The organism is Faecalicatena contorta (assembly GCF_021531995.1).
Classification (GTDB): domain Bacteria; phylum Bacillota; class Clostridia; order Lachnospirales; family Lachnospiraceae; genus Dorea_A; species Dorea_A contorta_A.
The window spans coordinates 1-23,243 of sequence record NZ_JAFBIZ010000040.1 but is presented as its reverse complement, the minus strand read 5'-3'; the positions used below and the strand labels follow the sequence as shown (position 1 = coordinate 23,243).

The 23,243-nt window shown below is 41.8% G+C and carries 28 protein-coding genes; 26 read left to right on the top strand and 2 right to left on the bottom strand.

Translation table 11 applies throughout. The features are described from left to right. The 10 genes from JQM82_RS07300 to JQM82_RS07255 all read left to right on the top strand — a co-directional run. Window positions 1-891, top strand: an 891-nt coding sequence (locus JQM82_RS07300; protein ID WP_235249421.1) for an RluA family pseudouridine synthase, incomplete at its 5' end; no start/stop codon positions are given. Then, entirely contained in the window at window positions 849-1,397 is a 549-nt protein-coding gene (locus JQM82_RS07295; protein WP_235249420.1) for a Holliday junction resolvase RecU, read from the top strand. The genes JQM82_RS07300 and JQM82_RS07295, both read left to right, overlap by 43 nt. An 80-nt stretch (window positions 1,398-1,477) precedes the next feature. After that, window positions 1,478-2,731, top strand: a complete 1,254-nt coding sequence (gene hisZ / locus JQM82_RS07290; protein ID WP_235249419.1) for an ATP phosphoribosyltransferase regulatory subunit — start codon at window positions 1,478-1,480, stop codon at window positions 2,729-2,731. 6 nt (window positions 2,732-2,737) lie between these two features. After that, window positions 2,738-3,376 carry an ATP phosphoribosyltransferase gene (gene hisG / locus JQM82_RS07285; RefSeq protein WP_235249418.1) on the top strand — a complete coding sequence of 213 codons (639 nt, stop codon included), beginning with the start codon at window positions 2,738-2,740 and terminating at the stop codon, window positions 3,374-3,376. A 52-nt stretch (window positions 3,377-3,428) separates the two neighbouring features. After that, entirely contained in the window at window positions 3,429-4,724 is a 1,296-nt protein-coding gene (gene hisD / locus JQM82_RS07280; protein WP_235249417.1) for a histidinol dehydrogenase, read from the top strand. Window positions 4,725-4,736: 12 nt separating this feature from the next. Further along, on the top strand, window positions 4,737-5,324 hold the full coding sequence (hisB, locus tag JQM82_RS07275) for an imidazoleglycerol-phosphate dehydratase HisB (RefSeq protein ID WP_235249416.1): 588 nt from the start codon (window positions 4,737-4,739) through the stop codon (window positions 5,322-5,324). A gap of 15 nt (window positions 5,325-5,339) precedes the next feature. Next, window positions 5,340-6,623 carry a bifunctional phosphoribosyl-AMP cyclohydrolase/phosphoribosyl-ATP diphosphatase HisIE gene (gene hisIE, locus JQM82_RS07270; protein ID WP_235249414.1) on the top strand — a complete coding sequence of 428 codons (1,284 nt, stop codon included), beginning with the start codon at window positions 5,340-5,342 and terminating at the stop codon, window positions 6,621-6,623. A 54-nt stretch (window positions 6,624-6,677) separates the two neighbouring features. After that, window positions 6,678-6,980 (top strand): hypothetical protein, encoded by a 303-nt coding sequence (locus JQM82_RS07265; protein WP_235249413.1) that lies wholly within the window; start codon window positions 6,678-6,680, stop codon window positions 6,978-6,980. Window positions 6,981-7,083: 103 nt separating this feature from the next. Then, window positions 7,084-7,932, top strand: a complete 849-nt coding sequence (gene rfbD, locus JQM82_RS07260; RefSeq protein ID WP_235249412.1) for a dTDP-4-dehydrorhamnose reductase — start codon at window positions 7,084-7,086, stop codon at window positions 7,930-7,932. A gap of 6 nt (window positions 7,933-7,938) precedes the next feature. Then, the gene (locus JQM82_RS07255) at window positions 7,939-9,222 is read left to right on the top strand and encodes a dicarboxylate/amino acid:cation symporter (protein ID WP_235249411.1); all 1,284 of its coding nucleotides are present in this window, start codon (window positions 7,939-7,941) and stop codon (window positions 9,220-9,222) included. Window positions 9,223-9,230: 8 nt separating this feature from the next. Here JQM82_RS07255 and JQM82_RS07250 read toward each other — a convergent pair whose 3' ends face one another. Continuing rightward, window positions 9,231-10,535 carry a glycosyltransferase gene (locus tag JQM82_RS07250; protein ID WP_235249410.1) on the bottom strand — a complete coding sequence of 435 codons (1,305 nt, stop codon included), beginning with the start codon at window positions 10,533-10,535 and terminating at the stop codon, window positions 9,231-9,233. A 218-nt stretch (window positions 10,536-10,753) separates the two neighbouring features. Between JQM82_RS07250 and JQM82_RS07245 the strand changes: the two genes are divergently transcribed. The 15 genes from JQM82_RS07245 (at window position 10,754) to rsfS (ending at window position 21,840) form a co-directional block, all read left to right on the top strand. Further along, window positions 10,754-12,619 (top strand): TIGR03960 family B12-binding radical SAM protein, encoded by a 1,866-nt coding sequence (locus tag JQM82_RS07245; protein ID WP_235249409.1) that lies wholly within the window; start codon window positions 10,754-10,756, stop codon window positions 12,617-12,619. Further along, window positions 12,603-13,358, top strand: coding sequence for a TIGR03936 family radical SAM-associated protein (locus tag JQM82_RS07240; RefSeq protein ID WP_235249408.1), 756 nt, complete (start codon window positions 12,603-12,605; stop codon window positions 13,356-13,358). The genes JQM82_RS07245 and JQM82_RS07240 overlap by 17 nt, the downstream gene beginning before the upstream one ends. 21 nt (window positions 13,359-13,379) lie before the next feature. Further along, window positions 13,380-13,859, top strand: coding sequence for a Cys-tRNA(Pro) deacylase (gene ybaK / locus JQM82_RS07235; RefSeq protein WP_235249406.1), 480 nt, complete (start codon window positions 13,380-13,382; stop codon window positions 13,857-13,859). Window positions 13,860-13,929: 70 nt separating this feature from the next. Next, on the top strand, window positions 13,930-15,270 hold the full coding sequence (locus JQM82_RS07230) for an aspartate kinase (protein ID WP_235249405.1): 1,341 nt from the start codon (window positions 13,930-13,932) through the stop codon (window positions 15,268-15,270). Window positions 15,271-15,301: 31 nt separating this feature from the next. Next, window positions 15,302-15,718 carry a CBS domain-containing protein gene (locus JQM82_RS07225; protein ID WP_235249404.1) on the top strand — a complete coding sequence of 139 codons (417 nt, stop codon included), beginning with the start codon at window positions 15,302-15,304 and terminating at the stop codon, window positions 15,716-15,718. A 5-nt stretch (window positions 15,719-15,723) separates the two neighbouring features. After that, window positions 15,724-16,524 (top strand): amidohydrolase family protein, encoded by an 801-nt coding sequence (locus JQM82_RS07220; protein WP_235249403.1) that lies wholly within the window; start codon window positions 15,724-15,726, stop codon window positions 16,522-16,524. Next, a complete protein-coding gene (locus JQM82_RS07215) occupies window positions 16,524-17,417 on the top strand; it encodes a DMT family transporter (RefSeq protein ID WP_235249402.1) in 894 nt (297 codons plus the stop codon). Before JQM82_RS07220 ends, JQM82_RS07215 begins: the two co-directional genes overlap by 1 nt. A gap of 129 nt (window positions 17,418-17,546) precedes the next feature. Beyond that, on the top strand, window positions 17,547-17,855 hold the full coding sequence (rplU, locus tag JQM82_RS07210) for a 50S ribosomal protein L21 (RefSeq protein ID WP_235249401.1): 309 nt from the start codon (window positions 17,547-17,549) through the stop codon (window positions 17,853-17,855). Between the two features lie 15 nt (window positions 17,856-17,870). Next, window positions 17,871-18,203, top strand: a complete 333-nt coding sequence (locus JQM82_RS07205) for a ribosomal-processing cysteine protease Prp (protein WP_235249400.1) — start codon at window positions 17,871-17,873, stop codon at window positions 18,201-18,203. A gap of 5 nt (window positions 18,204-18,208) precedes the next feature. Further along, a complete protein-coding gene (rpmA, locus tag JQM82_RS07200; protein ID WP_016225477.1) occupies window positions 18,209-18,490 on the top strand; it encodes a 50S ribosomal protein L27 in 282 nt (93 codons plus the stop codon). Window positions 18,491-18,592: 102 nt separating this feature from the next. Further along, window positions 18,593-19,876, top strand: a complete 1,284-nt coding sequence (obgE, locus tag JQM82_RS07195; protein ID WP_235249399.1) for a GTPase ObgE — start codon at window positions 18,593-18,595, stop codon at window positions 19,874-19,876. 22 nt (window positions 19,877-19,898) lie between these two features. Further along, a complete protein-coding gene (yhbY, locus tag JQM82_RS07190; RefSeq protein ID WP_235249422.1) occupies window positions 19,899-20,189 on the top strand; it encodes a ribosome assembly RNA-binding protein YhbY in 291 nt (96 codons plus the stop codon). A 49-nt stretch (window positions 20,190-20,238) separates the two neighbouring features. Further along, window positions 20,239-20,850: a nicotinate-nucleotide adenylyltransferase gene (gene nadD / locus JQM82_RS07185; RefSeq protein WP_235249398.1), complete on the top strand. Its 612-nt coding sequence runs from the start codon at window positions 20,239-20,241 to the stop codon at window positions 20,848-20,850. A gap of 50 nt (window positions 20,851-20,900) precedes the next feature. Next, complete coding sequence (yqeK, locus tag JQM82_RS07180) at window positions 20,901-21,485, top strand: bis(5'-nucleosyl)-tetraphosphatase (symmetrical) YqeK (protein WP_235249397.1); 585 nt, start codon at window positions 20,901-20,903, stop codon at window positions 21,483-21,485. A gap of 1 nt (window position 21,486) precedes the next feature. Continuing rightward, window positions 21,487-21,840 (top strand): ribosome silencing factor, encoded by a 354-nt coding sequence (rsfS, locus tag JQM82_RS07175; protein WP_235249396.1) that lies wholly within the window; start codon window positions 21,487-21,489, stop codon window positions 21,838-21,840. Window positions 21,841-21,945: 105 nt separating this feature from the next. Here rsfS and lexA read toward each other — a convergent pair whose 3' ends face one another. Beyond that, window positions 21,946-22,563: a transcriptional repressor LexA gene (gene lexA / locus JQM82_RS07170; RefSeq protein WP_235249395.1), complete on the bottom strand. Its 618-nt coding sequence runs from the start codon at window positions 22,561-22,563 to the stop codon at window positions 21,946-21,948. A 228-nt stretch (window positions 22,564-22,791) separates the two neighbouring features. Between lexA and JQM82_RS07165 the strand changes: the two genes are divergently transcribed. After that, entirely contained in the window at window positions 22,792-23,154 is a 363-nt protein-coding gene (locus JQM82_RS07165) for a LysM peptidoglycan-binding domain-containing protein (protein WP_235249394.1), read from the top strand. Window positions 23,155-23,243 lie beyond the last annotated feature (89 nt).

The window sequence follows — 23,243 nt, the reverse complement described above, 5'->3', positions numbered from 1 at the left end:
CAATTAACACAGGGAGATTCTGTAAAGCTCTTTTTATCCGATGAAACCATTGAAAAATTTTCGGCGAGAGAGGATCTGACATGTCATACAAAGTCAGAAAAACTGGATATTATATATGAAGATGAGCATGTGCTTCTGATAAACAAAAAGGCGGGTGTCTTATCGCAGAAAGCCAGAAAAGAAGATGTCTCTCTTGTGGAATATGTAACAGATTATCTGATACAAAGTGGAAAAATCACAAAAGATGATCTGCGTACTTTTCATCCGGCAGTATGTAATCGACTCGATCGTAATACCAGCGGACTTATTGTAGCCGGAAAAAGTCTGGCAGGACTCCAGACGATGGCAGAACTGTTTAAAAAGAGAACCTTAAAGAAATACTATCTTTGTTTTGTAAAAGGCTGTATTACAAGACCGGAGCATATCTGTGGTTTTTTAAAAAAAGATGTGCGTACTAATAAGGTGCAGATCATTCCGGGAAGAGATCTGCATGAAGGTAAAGGTGGAAAAAAGTATCAAACAGATGATTTTCTGCCGATTGAGACGGAATATATTCCGGTCGCATGGAATGAGAAGTTAACACTTCTGAAAGTACATCTGATCACAGGACGAACCCATCAGATACGTGCTCATTTGGCGAGTACGGGACATCCGCTTCTCGGTGATTATAAATATGGAGAAAAATGCTGGAATGACGAGTATAAAAGGTGTTATCGGATTGAGTCACAGATGCTGCATGCATATCAGCTCCAGCTTCCGGCTGTTGATGGGGCGTTAAGAGGGCTTTCGAATCAGATATTTACGGCGCCGGTACCGGAGCTGTTCCGGCAACTGATAAAGGAGACATCATGGGAACATGGAATTCAAGAGGCCTTAGAGGTTCTACACTAGAAGAGATGGTCAACCGTACCAATGAGTGGTACCTGGAACGGGGACTTGCGCTGATGCAGAAGATTCCGACTCCAATTACTCCGGTAAAGATGGATAAAGAACACCGGCAGATCACATTGGCATATTTTGATCAGAGAAGTACCATTGATTATATTGGCGCCGTTCAGGGAATTCCGATCTGTTTTGACGCGAAAGAATGCGTTGCACAGACATTTCCGCTCCAGAACATTCATGAACATCAGGTGGCTTTTATGGAAGCTTTTGAAAAACAGCAGGGGATTGCATTTGTACTGATCTATTATTCCTCGAAAGATATCCTGTACTATATGCGTTTTGCAGAGCTTAAGGAATTCTGGAACCGGGCCCATAATGGAGGGAGAAAAAGTGTCCGTTTTGATGAACTGGATCCCCGCTTTTTCATGAAATTAATGAGAGGATGTTATGTTCCGTATCTGGATGCGGTGAATCTGGATCTGGAACTGAGAGAGGAACTTGACAAAGAGTAGGAAAGTGATTATAATGCAAAGAAGGTTTTTAGCGTGTTAGCACGATAAAGCGAAATTGCTTCACAGAAAATGGAGGACTTATGAAGAATTTATTACACACTCCGGAAGGAGTCAGGGATATATATAATGTAGAATGTGGAAAAAAGCTCGCATTGGAAGGAAGACTGAAAAAGGTATTTCATCTGTACGGTTATCACGATATTCAGACACCTACATTTGAATATTTTGATGTATTCCGGAAAGAGATTGGGACAATTCCGTCTAAAGAGCTGTATAAGTTTTTTGATAAGGAAGGAAATACACTGGTATTAAGACCGGATATCACACCATCGATCGCCAGGGCGGCAGCGACTTTGTTTCAGGATGAGAATCTCCCGATCCGGCTCTGCTATACGGGCAATACATTTATTAATTATTCCAGTTATCAGGGGCGTCTGAAAGAATCCACCCAGATGGGTGCAGAGCTGATCGGCGATGATTCCGTGGAAGCAGATGCGGAGATGCTGGCACTGGTCATCGAATCCATGCTTACGATCGGACTTAAGGAGTTCCAGCTGAACCTTGGAAATGTGGATTTTTTTCAGAGCCTGATTGAAGATGCGAATCTTGATGAAGACGCAGAGGAAAGAGTACGTGAGCTGATCAACAACCGCAATTATTTTGGGGTAGAGGAATTTCTGGACAGTATTCAGGTCAAAAGAAGCTCAAAGGAAGCCTTTGCGGCATTGAACGAGATGGTCGGAGGCATGGAGATCCTTGCAAAGGCAAGGAATCTTGCTCCGAATTCCAAGGGAGTTATGGCGATCAAACGGCTGGAAAAGATCTATGATACTTTAAAATTATACGGTGTGGAGAAGTTTGTGACATTTGATCTGAGTATGACCGGAACCTATGGATACTATACTGGTATCATTTTCAGAGGCTACACGTTTGGAACGGGAGATGCTGTGGTAAAGGGCGGTCGCTATGACCATCTGATTGAAAAGTTCGGTAAAAAATCTCCGTCCATAGGATTTGCGATCGTAATCGATGAGCTTATGAATGCGCTGACCCGACAGAAAATACGCATCGTGTATACAAGAAAAAATACATTGATTCTTTATGATGAAGAAAAGGCACGGGATGCGATTGCACTTGCAAAAGACTTTCGAAGAAAAGCAAAGAATACAGAACTGATTAAGAAAGCAAAGGACAGACTGCTGGAGGAGTATGTAGAATATGGAAAAGAGTACTATGCCGGAAGTCTGATCTATATTAAGAAATCCGGAGAGATTACCATGGTCAATCTGCTGACCGGAGAGCACAAGATCGTAAATAGTACAGATAGGAGTTAGACAGATATGAGATACCTGACATTTGCTCTGGGAAAAGGGCGTCTTGCCAATCAGACACTTGAGTTGTTTGAAAAAATAGGAATCACCTGTGAAGAAATGAAAGAAAAAGGATCACGTAAGTTGATTTTTACAAATGAAGAACTGAAACTTCGTTTCTTTCTTGCAAAGGGGCCGGATGTGCCGACTTATGTAGAGTATGGTGCGGCTGATATTGGTGTTGTGGGAAAGGATACTATTCTGGAAGAAGGAAGAAAAGTTCACGAAGTGCTGGATCTCGGATATGGAAAATGTAAGATGTGTGTCTGTGGCTATAAGGATGCAGCGCCGCTTCTTCAGAATCATGAACTGATTCGTGTTGCTACCAAGTATCCGAATATTGCAAAGGATCATTTTTATAATACAAAGCACCAGACGGTCGAGATCATCAAACTGAATGGTTCGATTGAACTTGCACCAATCGTAGGACTGTCTGAAGTGATCGTTGATATTGTTGAGACGGGATCTACATTGAGGGAGAACGGTCTGGAAGTGTTGGAAGAGGTATGTCCTCTGTCGGCACGCATGATCGTCAATCCTGTCAGTATGCGAATGGAGAATGACAGGATCAAAGAACTGCTCATGAAACTTCGTGCACAGGTACAGTGATGTGTATCTGAACAGCCGGATGAAATACAATCAGAAAGGATGAAACGTTAAGATGAGGATATTGCGACTGGATAATCGTACAAAGCAGAATATTCTGGAGGATCTCTTAAAACGAAGCCCGAATAATTATGGCGAATATGAACAGGGAGTAGCTGAAATTCTTGATCGGGTAAAAAAGGAAAAAGATCAGGCGATTTTTGACTATACATGGAAGTTTGATAAAGCAGATATCTGTGCGGACAACATCCGTGTAACAGATGAGGAGATTGAAGAGGCTTATCGGCTGGCTGATCCTGCGCTTGTTGAGATCATCAGAAAAGCATTAAAGAATATCAGATCCTATCATGAAAAACAGCGTCAGTTCAGCTGGTTTGACAGTCAGCCGGACGGAACGATCCTGGGTCAGAAGGTGACACCGCTTCACAGAGTCGGCGTATATGTTCCGGGAGGAAAGGCTGTTTATCCTTCTTCTGTGCTGATGAACATTGTACCTGCAAAGGTGGCAGGTGTTGAAGAAATCATTATGACAACACCTCCGGGAAAAGACGGAAAAGTAACACCGAATACTCTGGTGGCAGCACATGAAGCAGGTGCAACTGCAATCTATAAAGTCGGAGGCGCACAGGCAATCGGAGCACTTGCTTATGGAACAGAAAGTGTTCCAAAAGTGGATAAGATCGTCGGACCCGGAAATATCTATGTTGCGCTGGCAAAAAAAGCGGTATATGGATATGTTAGTATTGATGCGATTGCCGGACCGAGTGAGATTCTGGTTATTGCAGATGAGACTGCAAATCCGAGATATGTTGCAGCAGATCTGTTGTCACAGGCAGAGCATGACGAACTTGCATCTGCGATTCTGGTTACAACGAGTGATGAGCTTGCACAGAAGGTATCAGATCAGGTGGATGGATTCTTAAAGGAACTTTCACGCGGTGAGATCATCCGAAAGTCTCTGGATAACTACGGATATATTCTTGTGGCAGATACAATGGAAGATGCGATTGATATTGCAAATGAGATTGCGTCTGAACATCTGGAAATCCAGACAAAAAATCCATATGATGTGATGACAAAAATTCGTAATGCCGGTGCCATCTTTATCGGTGAATATTCCAGTGAACCACTGGGGGATTATTTTGCCGGACCGAATCATGTACTACCGACGAATGGAACCGCAAAGTTCTTTTCACCGCTGTCTGTGGACGATTTTATTAAGAAGTCAAGTATTATTGCATATTCAAAAGATGCACTTGGCCTCATACATAGAGATATAGAAGCATTTGCAGAAGCAGAGCAACTGACTGCACACGCGAACTCAATCAAAGTTCGGTTTGAAAACGAATAAGGAGGCGGTACCATGAACAGAACAGCAAGCTGTGCCAGAAAAACCAAGGAAACAGATATCAGGCTTACACTGAATCTCGACGGAACAGGAAAGACACAGATACATACAGGGATCGGCTTTTTTGATCATATGCTGGATGGATTTGCAAGACATGGTCTGTTTGATCTTGAAGTTCAGGTGAACGGGGATCTTCATGTAGACTGCCATCATACGATTGAAGATACCGGGATTGTGTTGGGACAGGCAATAAAGGAAGCGGTTGGTGACAAAGCCGGAATCAAACGTTTCGGACATTTTATCCTCCCAATGGATGAGACGCTTGCATTATGTGCGCTGGACCTTTCGGGAAGACCCTATCTTGGTCTTGAGGCCGGGTTTACGGCAGATTGTATCGGGGATATGGATACACAGATGATCAGAGAATTCTTCTATGCGGTATCCTACAGTGCAATGATGGATATTCATCTTAAGATCATGGATGGAATCAATGATCATCACAAAGCGGAGGCTTTGTTTAAGAGCTTTGGAAAGGCACTTGATATGGCAACGATGGAAGAGCCGAGAATCAAAGAAGCATGGACGACAAAGGGAAGCCTTTAAAGGAGCAGAAGATATATGAGTTATAAAAAATTAATTCCCTGCATTTTCATTTCGGATGGAAAAGCAGTAAAGTGGTTCAGTGACAGAGGTACATTGTCTGAGGATGTCGTTGGGCTTGCTAAATACTACAGCGATCACGGAGCAGATGAACTGATTGTATTTGATCTGTCTGAATCTGATGATGAGCATGACAGGAACATTAATCTGATCAAAAGAGTCAATCGTGTAATTCGTATACCGATGATCGTCGGAGGAAATATAAAACGGCAGGAGGACATCAAAAAAGTTCTGTATGCCGGTGCCAAGCGTGCGATGCTGAATTTTTCCAGGCCGGAAAATGTAAAGCTCATTGAAGAAGCGGCAAAACGGTTTGGCAAAGAAAAACTTGCAGTATCACTGAATGACTTTGATGCGCTCTTTAAACATCAGCATCTGATTCAGGCATATTGCAGTGAAATCGTATTTATGCACAGACTGGATCTTAATTCTATTATGAATGTAACGGATGTTCCTTGTGTCATCGTAACAGATACAGAAGAGGAGCCGGAGTTGTTTAAGATTCTGAAATGTCCCGGAGTCAAGGGACTTTCTGGAAAATATATAAGCCGTCAGAATATTGATCTGGCAGATTTTAAAGAAAAATGTACGGCAGAAGATATTCAGATGACTTCGTTTGAAAGTATGATGGAATTCTCACAATTTAAGACCAATGATCAGGGGCTGATTCCGGTTATTGTACAGCACTATAGAACACAGGAAGTTTTAATGCTGGCATATATGAATGAAGAATCTTTTAACTGCACGGTTAAAACAGGAAAGATGACATATTTCAGCCGAAACAGACAGAAACTCTGGGTCAAGGGTGAGACCAGCGGACATTACCAGTATGTGAAGTCACTGACGATTGACTGTGATCTGGATACATTGCTTGCAAAAGTAGATCAGATAGGAGCAGCATGCCATACGGGCAATCCAACCTGCTTTTTCCAGCCACTGGTCGGAACGGATTACGATGAGACGAATCCGCTTCAGGTATTTGAATCGGTATATAACACGATAAAAGACAGGAAGGAAAACCCAAAAGAGGGTTCGTACACAAACTACCTGTTCAATAAAGGAATTGATAAAATCCTGAAAAAAGTCGGAGAAGAGGCAACAGAAGTGGTTATTGCGGCCAAGAATCCGAATCCGGAAGAAGTAAAATATGAGTTGGCTGATTTTCTGTATCATGCAATGGTTCTGATGGTAGAAAAGGGCATTACATGGGAAGATATTGTGAAAGAGCTTGCAGACCGGTAGGATTACGTATATTCCGGCAATACAAAGCATATTATGTTTCCAGAGGTGATGTGCGTGAACAGTTCAGAAAAAAGAAGGCAGAAACTTCTGGAACAGACCCGGAGGATATACAGTGATTATGAGATTCCTGCGATCCATCCAAGATATGGTGCGATATATCATCAACTGTATTCGGAGGCTGAGAAGAATCCCGGTTCCGGAAGTTTTGGATTCCGGCTGTTACTCTGTATCCTGCTTTTTGTATGCTATGTATCCATGGACTATATGGGAAAACAGGTAATAAATGTCAGTAGTGACAGAATCGCTGAAGAAATTGCTGTTGATGTAGATGTGGCAGAGGTGTGGAGACAGCTTTAACTTGACAGAAAATTGATTTATCAGTATAATGTGTAAAAGAGATGAAAAGTGTTGATTGGATTATAATCAACACTTTTTCTTTATAACAAGGAGGTTTAACGGTATGTTAAAAGTATGGATTGTTGGTTCGGGTGGGCAGATTGGAAGTGCAATTAATGCTGTACTTGATCCACTTGAGATCGAAGTATTTAATACGGATAAGGACGAGCTTGATATTACAGAAACAGATGAGGTTCTGAACTTTGGGGAAATTAACCGCCCGGATGTGATTATTAACTGTGCTGCGATCACAGATACTGAACTGTGTGAAAAGGAACCGGAACTTGCCTATCGTGTGAATGCTCTTGGAGCCAGAAACTTAAGTATTGTTGCGCGAAAGATTGGCGCGAAGATGGTTCAGCTGTCCACAGATGATGTATTTGACGGGCTGAGCAGGACGCCTTACAGTGAATTCGATGATACCAATCCGAAGACCGTATATGGCCGTTCGAAAAGAGCCGGAGAAAACTATGTAAAAGAATTTACACATAAGCATTTTATTGTCAGAAGTAACTGGGTATATGGAAATGGCAATAATTTTGTGAAACGCGTCCTGGAAGCTGCAAAAAGTCAGAAAACGCTTGCGGTTGCATCTGACCAGTTTGGTTCTCCGACAAGTGCAAAGGATCTGGCAAAGATCATTCTGTATCTGGTTGGAACGAATGAGTACGGTACATATCATGCAACCTGCAAGGGAGTCTGCAACCGTTATGAATTTGCACAGGAGATCCTTAAACTTGCAGGTGAAAATATAGAACTGAAGGCGGTTCCTACCAGTGAATCAGAGCTTTCTTCTGTAAGGCCTGCCTACGCAGTATTGGATAATTTTATTTTACGGATTATTGATGTATATGAGATGCCGGACTGGAAAGCGTCTCTGAAAGAATATATGAGTGAGAAAGTGGAGGCGTAGCAGTGTATGGAAAAAACGTTAAAAAAGAATAAGAAAAAATTGGGCCTTACAACAAAGATCTTTATTGCTCTGCTTGCAGGAGCAGCATTTGGAATCGTATTATGTTATCTTGTTCCGGATGGTCATGTAAAAAATGATATTATTGTAGAAGGAATCATGTATGTAATCGGTCAGGGGTTCATCCGTCTAATGAAGATGCTGGTAGTGCCGCTGGTATTCTGCTCTCTGGTCTGTGGAAGTATGTCGATCGGAGACACAAGAAAGCTGGGGACTGTCGGTGTAAGAACACTGATTTTTTATCTGTTTACAACAGCACTTGCGATTACAGTTGCATTGTCAATCGGTAATCTGATCAATCCGGGAATCGGGCTTGATATGAGTGCGATTAAGTCTAATGCTGCAGAGATTCAGACTATGGAGGCTACTTCTTTGTCAGATACGATTCTGAATATTATTCCGGATAATCCGATCAATTCTCTGGCAAGCGGAAGTATGCTCCAGATCATTGTATTTGCACTGATTGTCGGGATCATTCTTGCAAAACTTGGAGATCGTGTGGAGACTGTCTCCAATTTCTTCAGTCAGTTTAATGATATTATGATGGAAATGACGATGATGGTCATGAGTCTTGCGCCGGTCGGTGTGTTCTGTCTGATTGGAAGAACATTTGCCAATATCGGATTTAGTGCCTTTGTTCCGCTGGCAAAGTATATGATCGGTGTGCTGATCGCACTTGCAATTCAGTGTTTCGTTGTATATATGGCATTACTTAAGGGATTTACCGGACTGAATCCTTTCAAATTCATTAAAAAGTTCTTCCCTGTAATGGCATTCGCCTTCTCCACAGCGACATCCAACGCGACGATTCCGATGTCTATAGATACACTGTCAAAGAAAGTCGGAGTCTCCAAAAAGATCTCTTCTTTTACGATTCCGCTTGGTGCCACAATTAATATGGATGGTACAGCAATCATGCAGGGAGTTGCGGTTGTGTTTGCTGCACAGGCCTTCGGTATCCAGCTGGATATGGTAGATTATCTGACGGTAATCGGTACTGCAACACTGGCGTCAATCGGAACGGCAGGTGTTCCGAGTGTTGGTCTTGTAACGCTGACGATGGTGTTTAATTCTGTAGGTCTTCCGGTAGAAGCGATAGGTCTGATCATGGGAATTGACCGTATTCTTGACATGACCAGAACAGCAGTCAATATCACCGGTGATGCAGTATGTACAACGATTGTCGCTCATCAGAACAAAGTTCTGGACAAGGAAATATTCAATAAGGATTAGAGATACATTTACAGGATTTTCTGAATATTCTGCTTGATTTTTTCTGTATAGCATGCGTATTGAACGAGTTCCTCCTCGGTAAAAGATTCGTAACGAGCGCGATCATAATTGCTCTGGGCATCGGCAATCTCTTGGAGAATTGGAGTAGCAGCCGGCAGAAACAGAAGGTTGATCTGTTTTTTGCTGCGGATCGTTTCTACTTTCAGCAATCCTTTTGCAGACAGCTTCTGAAGTAGCATGGACAGTGTATGCTGGCTCATGTTGGTAAAGTCGGCCAGCTCACGGCGCGTCGTACAGTGATGAGGCTGGTTCAGATAGAGGAGCAGCCGGACCTCATTTAATGTCATATCATTTTTAATTGCAATTGGTTCCAGATAATAATCCAGGAGTTTACGGTTCCGGTATTCATCCATCAGGAAACCTTCGCTGGATATCGCTTCAGACGAGATCTGATTGCGCTCTTCTCCAAGCTTCCTGGATCCGGGAAGAATTGCGGGCGGAACTGCTCCGTCACCTGCAGCATCAATGAGAAAACGATATACCTGCAATTTGTTTTTCTCATAGTCTTCGTCGTTCAATACATGTTTATAAAAATTATTATAATACTCAAAGACCATCAGCTTCATCTTGATGGTTTTTGAGATGCTCATTCCCTGGCTGGCAAGAGAGCCTTTTGTTTTGACATAATAATAGATTGGAACCTGCAGCGCATAAAATACATTTGCGTGCCGGATATATTCAAGATTAAACATAAAGTCCTCACACCAGCTGATGCTGGTGTCCATGCGAAGATAGTGTTCCGTAATGATACTACGTTTAAACAACTTGTTCCAGAGTACACCATAGTAGAAGTCAGCAGGGTTTTCAATCATATGTTCCGCAAATTCTTCACGGGTCAATACGCAATCGTCTTCGATATCTCCCTTATGCGATACACGATCTCCAACTACACGATAAAAATCAGAGATTACCATGTCACAGTGATACTGCTGTGCAGATTGCACCAGAAGTCCTGTGGCATTGGGCGTAATCCAGTCGTCGCTGTCGAGAAACTGAAGATAGGTACCCTTTGCCTGGTCAATCGCAATATTCCGGGAGTCTGAGACACCGGTATTTTGCTTATGGATGACATGAATCCGGGGATCTTCGGATGCAAAGCGATCGCAGATATCTCCGGAAGAATCGTGGCTTCCGTCATCTACGAGAATCAACTCAAAGTCGGTATAATCCTGATTCAGTATACTTTCTATACAACGGGAAATGGTATTTTCTGCATTATATACGGGTACGATAATACTGACGGTAGGGTTCATAGGTGTATTCACTCCTTATTGATGTTTTTTTGTGAAATTCTTTCAGTGTTGTGTCTGATATCATTGTACACCATTTAAAATAAAAAGTTTACTTGTTTTATCTGGAATTCTGATGGGAAACGTTCTTGACAAGAACAGCAACTTGTTAGAAACTTAGAATGTGAATGAGAAGAAGATATATTCTGATGGTTGTATAAAATAATAAAGGAGTATAAAAAATGCGTAAACTTGCTTTAAGTGACGATATATTAATGAAAATTGAGAAGCCTGCCCGCTATATCGGCGGTGAGGTGAATTCTGTCATGAAGTCAAAAGAAGATGTGGATATCCGCTTTGCGATGTGTTTTCCGGATGTGTACGAGATTGGAATGTCTCATTTGGGAATTCAGATTCTCTATGATATGTTCAATCGGAGGGAAGATGTGTGGTGTGAGAGAGTATATTCACCATGGACAGATCTGGATCAAATTATGAGAGAGGAGAATATTCCACTGTTTGCGCTGGAATCACAGGAGCCGATCAAAGAATTTGATTTTCTTGGAATTACGATCCAGTACGAGATGTGCTACACAAATATTCTGCAGGTGCTGGAATTGAGCGGGATTCCGCTGGAGGCTTCCGGGCGTGATGAGTCGGATCCGATTGTGATCGGAGGCGGACCGTGTACTTATAATCCTGAGCCGCTGGCAGAATTTTTTGATCTTTTTTATATCGGAGAGGGAGAGACGGTCTATGACCAGCTTCTGGATGTCTATAAAGAAAACAAAAAGAATGGTGGTTCCAGAAAAGACTACCTTGAAAAAGCGGCAGAAATAGAGGGGATCTATGTTCCTTCATTTTATGATGTTTTGTATAAGGAGGATGGAACGATTGAATCATTCAGCCCAAATAATCCACATGCCAGAGAGTCCATTAAAAAACAGGTGGTTATGGATGTAACGAATACAACCTATCCGGAAAAGCCGGTAGTGCCGTTTATTAAAGTGACGCAGGACAGGGTAGTCCTGGAGGTGCAGCGTGGCTGTATCCGCGGCTGTCGTTTCTGTCAGGCGGGAATGCTCTATCGACCGACCAGAGAGAGAAATGTAGAAGTACTGAAGGAATATGCCTATAAGATGTTGAAGAATACAGGACATGAAGAGATATCGCTGAGTTCCTTAAGCACAAGCGATTACAGTGAGCTTAAGGAACTTGTAACTTTTTTGATCGATGAATTCAAAAAGGATGGAATTAATATTTCCCTGCCGTCTCTGCGGATTGACGCATTTTCTCTTGACGTCATGGGACAGGTACAGGACATTCGGAAAAGCAGCCTTACATTTGCTCCGGAGGCCGGTTCCCAGCGGATGCGTAATGTAATAAATAAGGGACTTACAGAAGAGGATATTCTGGAAGGAGCAGGTCAGGCGTTTGAAGGCGGCTGGAACAAGGTAAAATTATATTTTATGCTTGGACTTCCTACGGAGACAGAGGAAGATATGCGCGCGATCCCGGAGCTGGCAGATAAGATTGCCAGAAGGTATTATGAGATTCCGAAGGATCAGAGAAATGGCAAGTGCCAGATCACAGCCAGCAGTTCTTTCTTTATTCCAAAGCCTTTTACTCCTTTTCAATGGGCAAAAATGTATACCAATGAAGAATACATTGCCCGGGCTGCTATTGTGAAGCATGCATTTAATGAACAGCTGAATCGCAAGAGTCTGAGATATCATTGGCATGACGCAGAGGTTACTGTATTGGAGGGGGTATTTGCCAGAGGGGATCGCAAGACATCTGAAGTGATTAAAGAGGCGTATCGTCTGGGATGTCTTTACGATTCCTGGAGTGACCAGTTCGACAATGCTAAATGGATGCAGGCATTTGAGAATACCGGCATTGATATTGCATTTTATAACCAGCGGGAACGTTCTATGGATGAGATATTCCCATGGGATTTCATTGATATCGGAGTAGAAAAAAAGTTTTTGCAGCGCGAATGGGAACGTGCAATGCGCGCAGAGGTGACACCGAACTGCCGGATGCAGTGTTCGGGATGTGGAGTTGCAAAATGGAAAGGAGGGGTCTGCATTGAAGGCAAGAATTAAATTTCGTAAATATGGAGTCATGAAGTTTATCGGACATCTTGATGTGATGCGGTATTTTCAGAAAGCGCTCAGAAGAGCCGGGATTCCGATTGCCTATACAGGCGGCTACAGCCCGCATATGATCATGTCTTTTGCGCAGCCGCTTGGTGTAGGAGTGACGAGTGACGGAGAGTATCTGGATATAGAATTGAAAGAGCCAATCACATCTGAAAACGCATTGAAACAGCTGAATGACGTAATGGTTGAAGGAATGGAGATTGTAAGCTTTCGGGAGATATCGGAAGAGAAAAAAGCAAGTGGAATGACGATTGTCGCTGCTGCAGATTATCGGGTAACGTTTCTGGAATCCGTAAAAACTTCTGATATCACCAGACCTCTGCCTGCGGACTGGAGTGATCGGATACAGACATTTCTGGATCAGCCGGAGATTATGGTACTAAAAAAGACGAAACGAAGTGAAAAAGAAGTTAACATCAAGCCAATGATTTTCCGGATGGAAGTTCTGCCGGGAGAGCACGGAAAAGAAAGTGACAGCATCTATCTGTTTCTCGCAACCGGAAGCGAACAGAATCTGAAACCAGATCTGGTAATGGAAACATTTCTTTCTTATGTGGGCCTGGATCCTTCTTTGGTTCCGCTTCATTATCACAGGTTGGAAGTATATGCAAAGAACGAAACAGATATTCAGAAAGAAGAGCCATACATCTCGCTTGAGAATCTTGGGTGGGTTATGAACTGATAAAACAGGAGCTGATATTATATGGGAAAAAAAGAAGTAAAGACAAATGCAATGCGTATGCTGGATCGACAGAAGATTCCTTATACGTATGAAGAGTATGAATGTGATGAATTTACAGATGGAATCCAGGTGGCCGATAAACTGGGATATGCGCATGAACTGGTATACAAAACTCTTGTGACGACAGGAAAAACGGGTGGATATTATGTCTTTGTCATTCCGATCGAAGAAGAGATTGATTTTAAGAAAGCTGCCAGGGTAGTCGGTGAAAAGTCCCTGGAAATGCTGCATCTGAAAGATCTGACCCGGATAACAGGTTATGTCAGAGGCGGATGTACTGCGGTTGGCATGAAAAAGCAGTTCCCTACGGTGATACAGGAAAATGCATGTGAACTTACGAAAATGCATGTCAGCGGTGGAAAACTCGGAATGCAGATTACGTTATCACCTCAGGATCTTCAAAAAGCAACGAATGCTAAATTTGCTGATGTAATACGTTGAAGTTCTCTGGAAAATGATGTAATATAATAAAGATTAAAAAGAAAAGTGTTTTGAAGGAGTACGAGAGAAGATGAAAAAAGTTGTAAAATTTGGTGGAAGCTCGCTGGCGAGTGCCGAGCAGTTTAAAAAAGTAGGCAGAATTATTGCGAAGGATGAGACGAGAAGATATGTCATTCCTTCCGCACCCGGAAAGCGTACGCCAGATGATACAAAAGTTACTGATATGTTATATAGCTGCTATGGACAGGCGCTTCTGGAAGATGATACTGAAGATTGTGAAACAAGCTTTGTTGAACAGTTTATGAAAATTGAAGATCGATACAACAGTATCATTGAAGGTCTTGGGCTTTCACTTGATCTGAGCGAAGAATATAAGCTCATTCGAACAAATTTCAGCAGGAAAATCGGAAGAGATTACGCTGCATCTCGAGGAGAGTATCTGAACGGAATGATTATGGCTGCATATCTTAATTATGAATTTATTGATGCTGCAGAAGTCATATTTTTTGATGAAAATGGTAATCTGGATTCAGAAAAAACAGATAAGATTCTTTCCGCTCGACTGGAGCACACGGAACGCGCAGTCATACCGGGATTCTATGGTTCGGGACCGGATGGAAAGGTAAAAACATTTTCCAGAGGAGGATCTGACATTACGGGGTCTATTGTTGCAAAAGCAGTGCATGCAGACATGTATGAAAACTGGACGGATGTGTCCGGATTTTTGATCGCGGATCCAAGAATTGTGAAGAATCCAAAGCCAATTGATGTAATTACCTATAGAGAACTTCGCGAACTTTCTTATATGGGAGCAACTGTGCTTCATGAAGATGCAATCTTCCCGGTACGAAAGGAAGGTATTCCGATTAATATCCGTAATACAAATGCACCGGAAGATAAGGGGACTTTGATTGTGGAGGATACTTGCAGAAAACCAAGATTTGTCATTACCGGTGTTGCAGGCAAAAAAGACTTTGCATCCATTACGGTGGAAAAGGCAATGATGAATTCCGAAGTAGGATTCTGTAAACGGGTACTGGAAGTGTTTGAAGAAAATGGCATTTCTATTGAACATATGCCGTCCGGAATAGATACGATGACAATATTTGTTCATCAGGATGAATTTGAAGAGAAAGAGCAAAAAGTGATTGCGGGAATTCATCGTGCAGTGGAACCGGATTTTCTGGAACTGGAATCGGATCTTGCACTGATTGCAGTCGTAGGAAGAGGAATGCGTGCAACACGCGGCACATCCGGAAGAATCTTTTCTGCGCTGGCACATGCCAATGTAAATGTAAAAATGATTGATCAGGGCTCCAGTGAGCTGAATATTATTATTGGTGTTCGCAACCATGATTTTGAGGCGGCCATTAATGCAATCTATGACATTTTTGTAAAAACTGTCATATAATGGAAAGACGAAGACTTGGGGAGGTCTTGCTATGAATATACTTTTTTTCCTGAAACCCAAAAGTGAGCTTGCTTACATATACGATTATCACACACTTAGACAAGCGTTGGAAATCATGGAATATCACAAATATTCCAGTGTGCCGATTTTGAATAAAGAAGGCAAGTATGTGGGGTCTATTACAGAAGGGGATCTGCTGTGGTCGTTAAAAAAACTGGATCTTTTTAATATAAAAGAGGCAGAAGAGATCAGTATTATGAAAATTGAACGTCGGGGTGATTATCAATGTGTGACGGCTGAGTCAAAGATGGAAGATTTGATAGGACGTGCAATGGAACAAAATTATGTACCGGTTGTAGATGACAGAGGACATTTCATTGGGATCATTACCAGACGCGACATCATCGGATATTGTTATGATAAAATGAAAGAAAAAGAAAGTGAATAAGAAATATGATTATTGATTTCCACACACATATATTTCCTGACAAGATTGCGGAAAAAACTCTGAACTTTCTCAGCGGAGTATGCCAGGTTACCCCCTATACCGACGGTAGATATGAAGGTGTGAAAACTTCTATGGAACAGGCAGGAATTGATATTTCTGTGGCGCTTCCGGCGGTTACAAAAGCCTCACAGATGTCTTCTGTAAACTGTTTCGCCGCACAATACCAGGAGGCTCCGATTATATCATTCGGTGGGATTCATCCGGACTGTACGGACTATAAAACAGCGCTTCGGGAGATCCAGGACATGGGCATGAAAGGAATTAAGCTTCATCCGGATTATCAGGACAGATATTTTAATGACATTCAATATAAAAGGATTATCAGTTATGCGTCTGAACTGGATCTTGCAGTGGTTGTTCATGCCGGTGTGGATCCGAAGTGTCCGGATGATGTTCACTGCACACCCCAGATGGCGCGGGAATTACTCGATGAAGTAAAGCCTTCCAAATTAGTCCTGGCACATATGGGCGGTAACGAGCTGTGGGATGACGTAGAGAATTATCTGGTAGGGGAAGATGTATATCTGGATACGGCTGTTGTACTTGACAGAATGCCACAGGAACAATTCCTGCGAATGGTTCGTTCCCATGGTGCTGAAAGAATCCTGTTCGCAACGGATTCTCCATGGGCGGGACAGAAAGAATTTGTTAAGATTCTTTCAGAGATGCCACTTACGGACGAAGAAAAAGATAAAATATTTTATAAGAATGCATGTAAGCTATTAAATCTGTCAGGAGAATCATAATGAAGAAAGCTGCTCCTTTGTTTGTATTATCGGCTTCTGTTCTGTGGGGATCCATGGGAATTGTGACAAGATATGTGGCATCCTTTGGATTCAGTACCCGTCAGACCGCAGCGGTTCGAATCTGTTCTGCGGCGCTGGTTCTTGTCATGTATCTGTTGATTACAGACAGACAAAAGTTTCATATCGAAAAAAAGGATCTGAAATGGTTCCTGGGAACTGGATTCGGAAGCCTGTTTGTTAACAATCTGGCATATGCTGCTACGGTACAGATGGCATCCTTGTCGGTTGCTGTAGTCTTATTATATACTGCGCCGTTTTTTGTATTGATTCTATCAGTGGTCCTTTTTGGGGAGACGTTGACACTGCAGAAAGTAGCCGCACTTCTTCTTGCCTTTACGGGGTGTATTCTGGTGGTTGGGCTGTCGGGAGCAAATCTGGGAGAAAAGCCTGCTCTTACATTTTTTCTGGGATTATGTACCGGTTTGGCATATGCGCTTTACAGTATTATCGGAAAATTTCTGGTTGGAAGATATGAATCAATGACTGTGACGGTATATACTTTTATCTTTGCGGCTTCAGGTACGTTTCTGATCAGTGATCCCGGAGATATGTTTTGTATCATAACAGAACATATCAAAAATATGCCGATTGTTATAGTTGGAAGCGTGATCACTCTTGCCATGCCATATGTGCTGTACTCTCTGGGCCTTCGCTATATGGAAAGCAGCAGAGCATCGATCATCGCATCCTTTGAGGTTGTGGCAGCCAGTCTGTTTGGAGTGTTTTTCTTTCATGAACGTCTGGGTTTTCTGAATTTGGCGGGTATTGTATGCGTGGTAGCAGCACTGATTCTTCTACAGGTAAATTCTGAAAAAAATATTGAAAATAATTGAGATAGAATACTTGATTTTTATGAAATCATATGTTATCATGCAATAGTGTGCCGCACAATGAGGTTTAAGTTCTGCCCTGTTACAGGTCAGACACCGTAGTTGGCGAGTAATGATAATAGGAGGTGCCATATGTACGCAATTATAGCAACAGGTGGTAAACAGTACAAAGTAGCAGAAGGCGATATCATTAAAGTAGAGAAGCTTGGTGTAGAAGCCGGAGAGACTTATACATTTGACCAGGTGCTTGCAGTAAGTGACAATGGATTAAAGATTGGTAATCCTACTGTTGAAGGTGCAACAGTTGAAGCTTCTGTAGTTGAGAACGGTAAAGCAAGAAAAGTTATCGTTTACAAGTATAAGAGAAAAACTGGATACCATAAGAAAAATGGTCACAGACAGCAGTATACTGCAGTAAAGATTGAAAAAATCAACGCTTAATATTGGAGAACATCCATGATTCATGTAACCATTTATCAAAATACTCAGAACGAATATACAGGTTTTCAGACAAAAGGACATGCGGGATACGATGATGCAGGACACGATATTGTCTGTGCAGCAGCATCGATTCTTGTTATTAATACGATCAATGCGATTGATCAGTTTACGGATGACGAGATTTCACTCAGTTCTGATGAGAAAGATGGAATGATTTCCTGTTACGTCAGAGGTAAAGTGTCTGACGCTACACAGCTTCTTTTGAAAACAATGGTTCTGGGACTGGAGCAGATGGTTGATGATGAGAACTATGCAGAATATATTGATTTAACATTCGAGGAGGTGTAACAACCATGATGAAATTAAACCTTCAGTTTTTCGCTCATAAAAAAGGTGTAGGTTCTACAAAGAACGGTAGAGATTCTGAGTCTAAGAGACTTGGTGCCAAGAGAGCTGACGGACAGTTCGTAAAAGCTGGTAATATCCTTTACAGACAGCGTGGAACAAAGATCCATCCAGGTATCAACGTAGGACGCGGTGGAGATGATACTTTATTTGCACTCGTTGATGGTGTGGTAAGATTTGAAAGAAAAGGAAGAGATAAGAAACAGGTTTCTATCTATCCAGTAGCTTAATTATGAGTTGAAAAGAGCGTTGCAGTTAACTCCTTTTACAGTTATGATGCAGCGCTCTTTTTTATGTAACAGAAAATATGATCGAACAGAAAGGAAAGACGTATGTTTGCAGACAGAGCAAGGATATATATCAGATCCGGTAAAGGAGGCGACGGTCATGTCAGTTTTCGTCGCGAATTATATGTACCGAATGGCGGACCGGACGGCGGAGACGGAGGCCGCGGCGGAGATGTGATATTTGAAGTGGATGAAGGACTGAATACGCTTCAGGATTATCGCCACAAAAGAAAATACACGGCAAAAGACGGACAACCGGGCGGTAAGCGCAGATGCCACGGTGCAGATGCAGATGATATTATATTGAAAGTTCCGGAAGGAACTGTAATTAAAGAATCAGAATCCGGAAAAGTAATTGCTGACATGTCCGGAGATAATCGCAGACAGATTGTTTTAAAAGGCGGCAAAGGCGGACTTGGGAATCAGCATTTTGCTACTGCGACCATGCAGGTGCCAAAGTATGCACAGCCCGGACAGCCTTCCAGAGAATTGTATGTAGATCTTGAGCTTAAGGTGATTGCAGATGTAGGTCTTGTAGGATTTCCGAATGTAGGAAAATCTACTTTTTTGTCCAGGGTTACTAATGCACAGCCAAAGATTGCGAATTATCATTTTACAACACTGAATCCAAATCTCGGGGTTGTTGACCTGAAGGATGGAAAGGGATTCGTAATTGCTGATATTCCCGGACTAATAGAAGGAGCTTCTCAGGGAGTGGGTCTTGGTCATGAATTCCTGCGTCACATAGAACGTACCAAGTTGATGATTCATGTTGTTGATGCTGCCGGAACGGAAGGCAGAGACCCTGTTGACGATATCTATAAAATCAATGCTGAGTTGGAAGCTTATAACCCGGAGATTGCAAAACGTCCGCAGGTAATCGCCGCAAACAAGATTGATGTTATCTATGCGGAGGGTGATGATCCTCTGAAACGTCTGAAAAAGGAATTTGAACCAAAGGGAATCCGTGTATTTCCGATATCCGGAGTGACCGGAGAAGGAATCCAGGATCTTTTATATTACGTATCTGAACAGCTGAAGGGACTGGATCAGGCGCCGATCGTATTTGCACAGGAGTATTTTCCGGAAGAAGAGCTCTTATTGGATGATCTCCCGTATACGGTCGAAAAAGAAGACGATATGTATGTAGTTGAGGGCCCGAAGATAGAGAAAATGCTGGGCTATACGAATCTTGATTCAGAAAAAGGCTTTGCATTCTTCCAGAAATTCTTAAAAGAATCCGGGATTCTGGAACAGCTGGAAGAAGCCGGAATTCAGGAAGGTGACACTGTTCGCATGTATGGACTGCAGTTTGATTATTATAAATAGGCAATAATAGGAGAATAAGATGATGACAACGAAACAAAGAGCATATTTGAAAAGTCTTGCAATGACGATGGAACCAATATTCCAGATCGGAAAAAACAGTATGACTCCGGAAGTCACCAAGGCAATCCAGGAAGCTCTGGATGCAAGAGAGCTGATCAAGATCAGTGTCCTCAAGAATTGTGCGGATGATCCCCGTGCACTTGCTGAAGTGATTGCAGAGCGTACACGTTCTCAGGTGGTTCAGGTAATCGGTAAAAAGATTGTTCTGTATAAAGAAGGAAAAGATAAAAACAAGAGGATCCAGCTTCCGTAATGGTAGAAATGACAGAACGGAAACAGTAATTCAGTGATGGAGCAGTGATATGAAGATTGGAATTATGGGTGGAACTTTTGATCCGATACACAACGGACATCTGATGCTTGGACAGGCAGCATATGAAGCTGCGAATCTGGATCAGGTATGGTTTATGCCAAATGGAAATCCTCCACACAAGAATTCGTCCTCTATGGAATCTGAAGTAGAGGATAGAATTCGCATGACGGAACTTGCAATTCGGCCATTTCCGCAATTCAAACTGGAATTATATGAAACAGAATGTACGAAAATCTCTTATTCCTACCTTACAATGGAATATATGACGAAAGAATATCCCAAAGATGAATTTTACTTTATTCTGGGAGCAGATTCTTTGTTCACCATTGAATTGTGGAAATATCCGGAAAAGTTTTTCCGTACTTGTACTGTTCTGGCAACCTATCGTGATGACATCAACACGATGGAGAAAATGAATAAACAGATCCGCTATCTGACAGAAAAGTATGATGCAAAAATTGAACTGTTTTCTACATCGCCTGTGAAAGTTGCATCTCACAAACTCAGAGAAGAAGTCAAAAAAGGAAGAAGTATCTCTGATTATGTTCCGGAAGAAGTAGAAACTTATATATTGTCGCATCATTTATATCAGAAGCATTGATATAATTTTGCTCCGCAAGTTTCTCGCAGAGTATATAATGAGGAAAAGATATGGATGAAAAGATTACAAAGATACAAATGAAACTTGAAAAAGAATTGGATAAGGAACGATTCCAGCATACTCTTGGTGTCATGTATACATCGGCGGCTATGGCAATGCGCTATGAGGCAGACCAGAAACGGGCACTTCTTGCAGGTCTTCTTCATGACTGTGCCAAATGCATCCCGGGAGATAAAAAGATCCAGTTGTGTGAAAAGCACCATCTTGGCGTATCCGAGGTGGAACGAAAAAACCCAAGTCTATTGCATGCAAAGCTCGGAGCATTCATAGCAGAAGAAAAATACCATATCAAAGAGCGGGAGATTCTGGATGCGATTCGAAGTCATACAACCGGAAGGCCCGGAATGTCTCTCCTAGAAAAAATTGTATATATTGCGGATTATATGGAACCGGGAAGAAAGGAACTGCCCAATATGGCGGATGTTCGCAGGCTGGCTTTCACAGATATCGATGCATGTCTGTACAGGATACTGAAAGATTCTCTGGTATACCTGAATACCCGTAATATATCTGTGGATCCGATGACGCAAATGACGTATGAATATTATAAGAAAGAATTAGGCAGGGAGGATTAGTATGGATCAGACAAAGGAAATGGTAAGTGTCGCCTTTACGGCACTGGAAGATAAAAAAGGAAGAGATGTCTGTATTATTGATATTTCAAACATATCCGTTCTCGCAGACTATTTTGTTATAGCAGATGGTAGCAGTGACAGCCAGGTAAGCGCACTGGTAGATAATGTAAGTGAAAAAATGCATCAGGCAGGATTCCAGCAGAAGCAGTGCGAGGGACAACGTGGAGGATCATGGGTGCTTATGGATTATGGTGATGTGATCGTTCATGTATTTGACCGGGAAAGCAGAGAATTCTATAATTTGGAACGCATCTGGAACGATGGAAAAAGAATTGATAATCTCAGTGAATTGTAAAAAATATGTAAATAAAATAAGAATTGCCGCAGAACGCTGTTGCTTTTTGAATCGTGCAGCTGTATTCTGCGGCAATTTTAATATATGGTTTATCAATAAACATCATTAACGAAGAAAACGGAAAACGCCAATAACCTTTCCCATAATCTGCACCTCCGAAACAATGATCGGATCTAAAGCATCATTCTCAGGCTGAAGTCGATAAATTCCTTCTTCTTTGAAGAATCGTTTTACGGTTGCACCGTCTTCAACAAGTGCAACAACAACTTCACCGTTACGTGCAGTCGGAGTCTGTTCCACCAGTACAAAATCTCCATCGTAGATTCCGATATTGATCATACTGTCGCCTCTGACTTTCAGCATAAAAGTCTGATTGTTCGGCATGTAATCCATTGGAATAGGGAAGTAATTTTCAATATTCTGCTCAGCAAGAAGTGGTTCTCCGGCGGCAACACGGCCAACGATCGGAACGTTAACCATCTCACGGCGATTAAAATTAAATGTATCATCTAAAATCTCTATTGCACGTGGCTTAGTCGGGTCTCTGTGGATATATCCGTTCTTTTCCAGTGTCTCCAGATGAGAGTGTACGGAAGAAGTGGATTTTAAATGAACTGCTTCACAGATATCGCGCACAGAAGGCGGAAACCCTCTTTCCAGAATCTGAGACTTAATATATTCTAATATTTCCTGTTGTTTTGCACTGATTTTACCCTGAGCCATGGAATCCTCCTTGTATATCAAATATGATACGAAATTCTTAATATAAATATTTTATCATAGGAAAGTTGAAAACGCAAACAAATGTTTAGAAAATATGTTCGATTTTTTGCAGTTCCTATATTGACAAACACATGTTCTGAATATATAATACAAGTAAAGAAACGAACAGATGTTCCGAACTATCGTTCGCAAGAGGGGATATAAGTATCATATGAGGAGGAATTTGTCATGAATGCACACAGATTACATGTAACTAGTAAAAGAAGAAGAGATGTATATTTGAAAAGAATGATGCTTGTCTTTACAGCTTTGATCCTGGTTTTGGGAATCAGTGTATTTTATGGAACAAGTCTCGTAGATGCTCATGATGGTACAGATTACACGAATAGTGCGGATCATAAGTATTATAAAAGCATTCAGATTGTTTCCGGAGATACATTATGGAATATTGCTGAAGAATATATGAATGAGAATTATGATTCTGTTACCGAATATATTGATGAATTGAAAAAGATTAATGGACTGACGTCTGATGACATTCAGGAGGGACAGTTTATTACGATTGCATATTTTGATACGGATTCTAGATAACATGTATGAATCTATCTGCCCGATATATAAGAAAAATCTTTATCTTATATATATTATACTCACCCATGGCAATGCCGGAATTCAGGAAC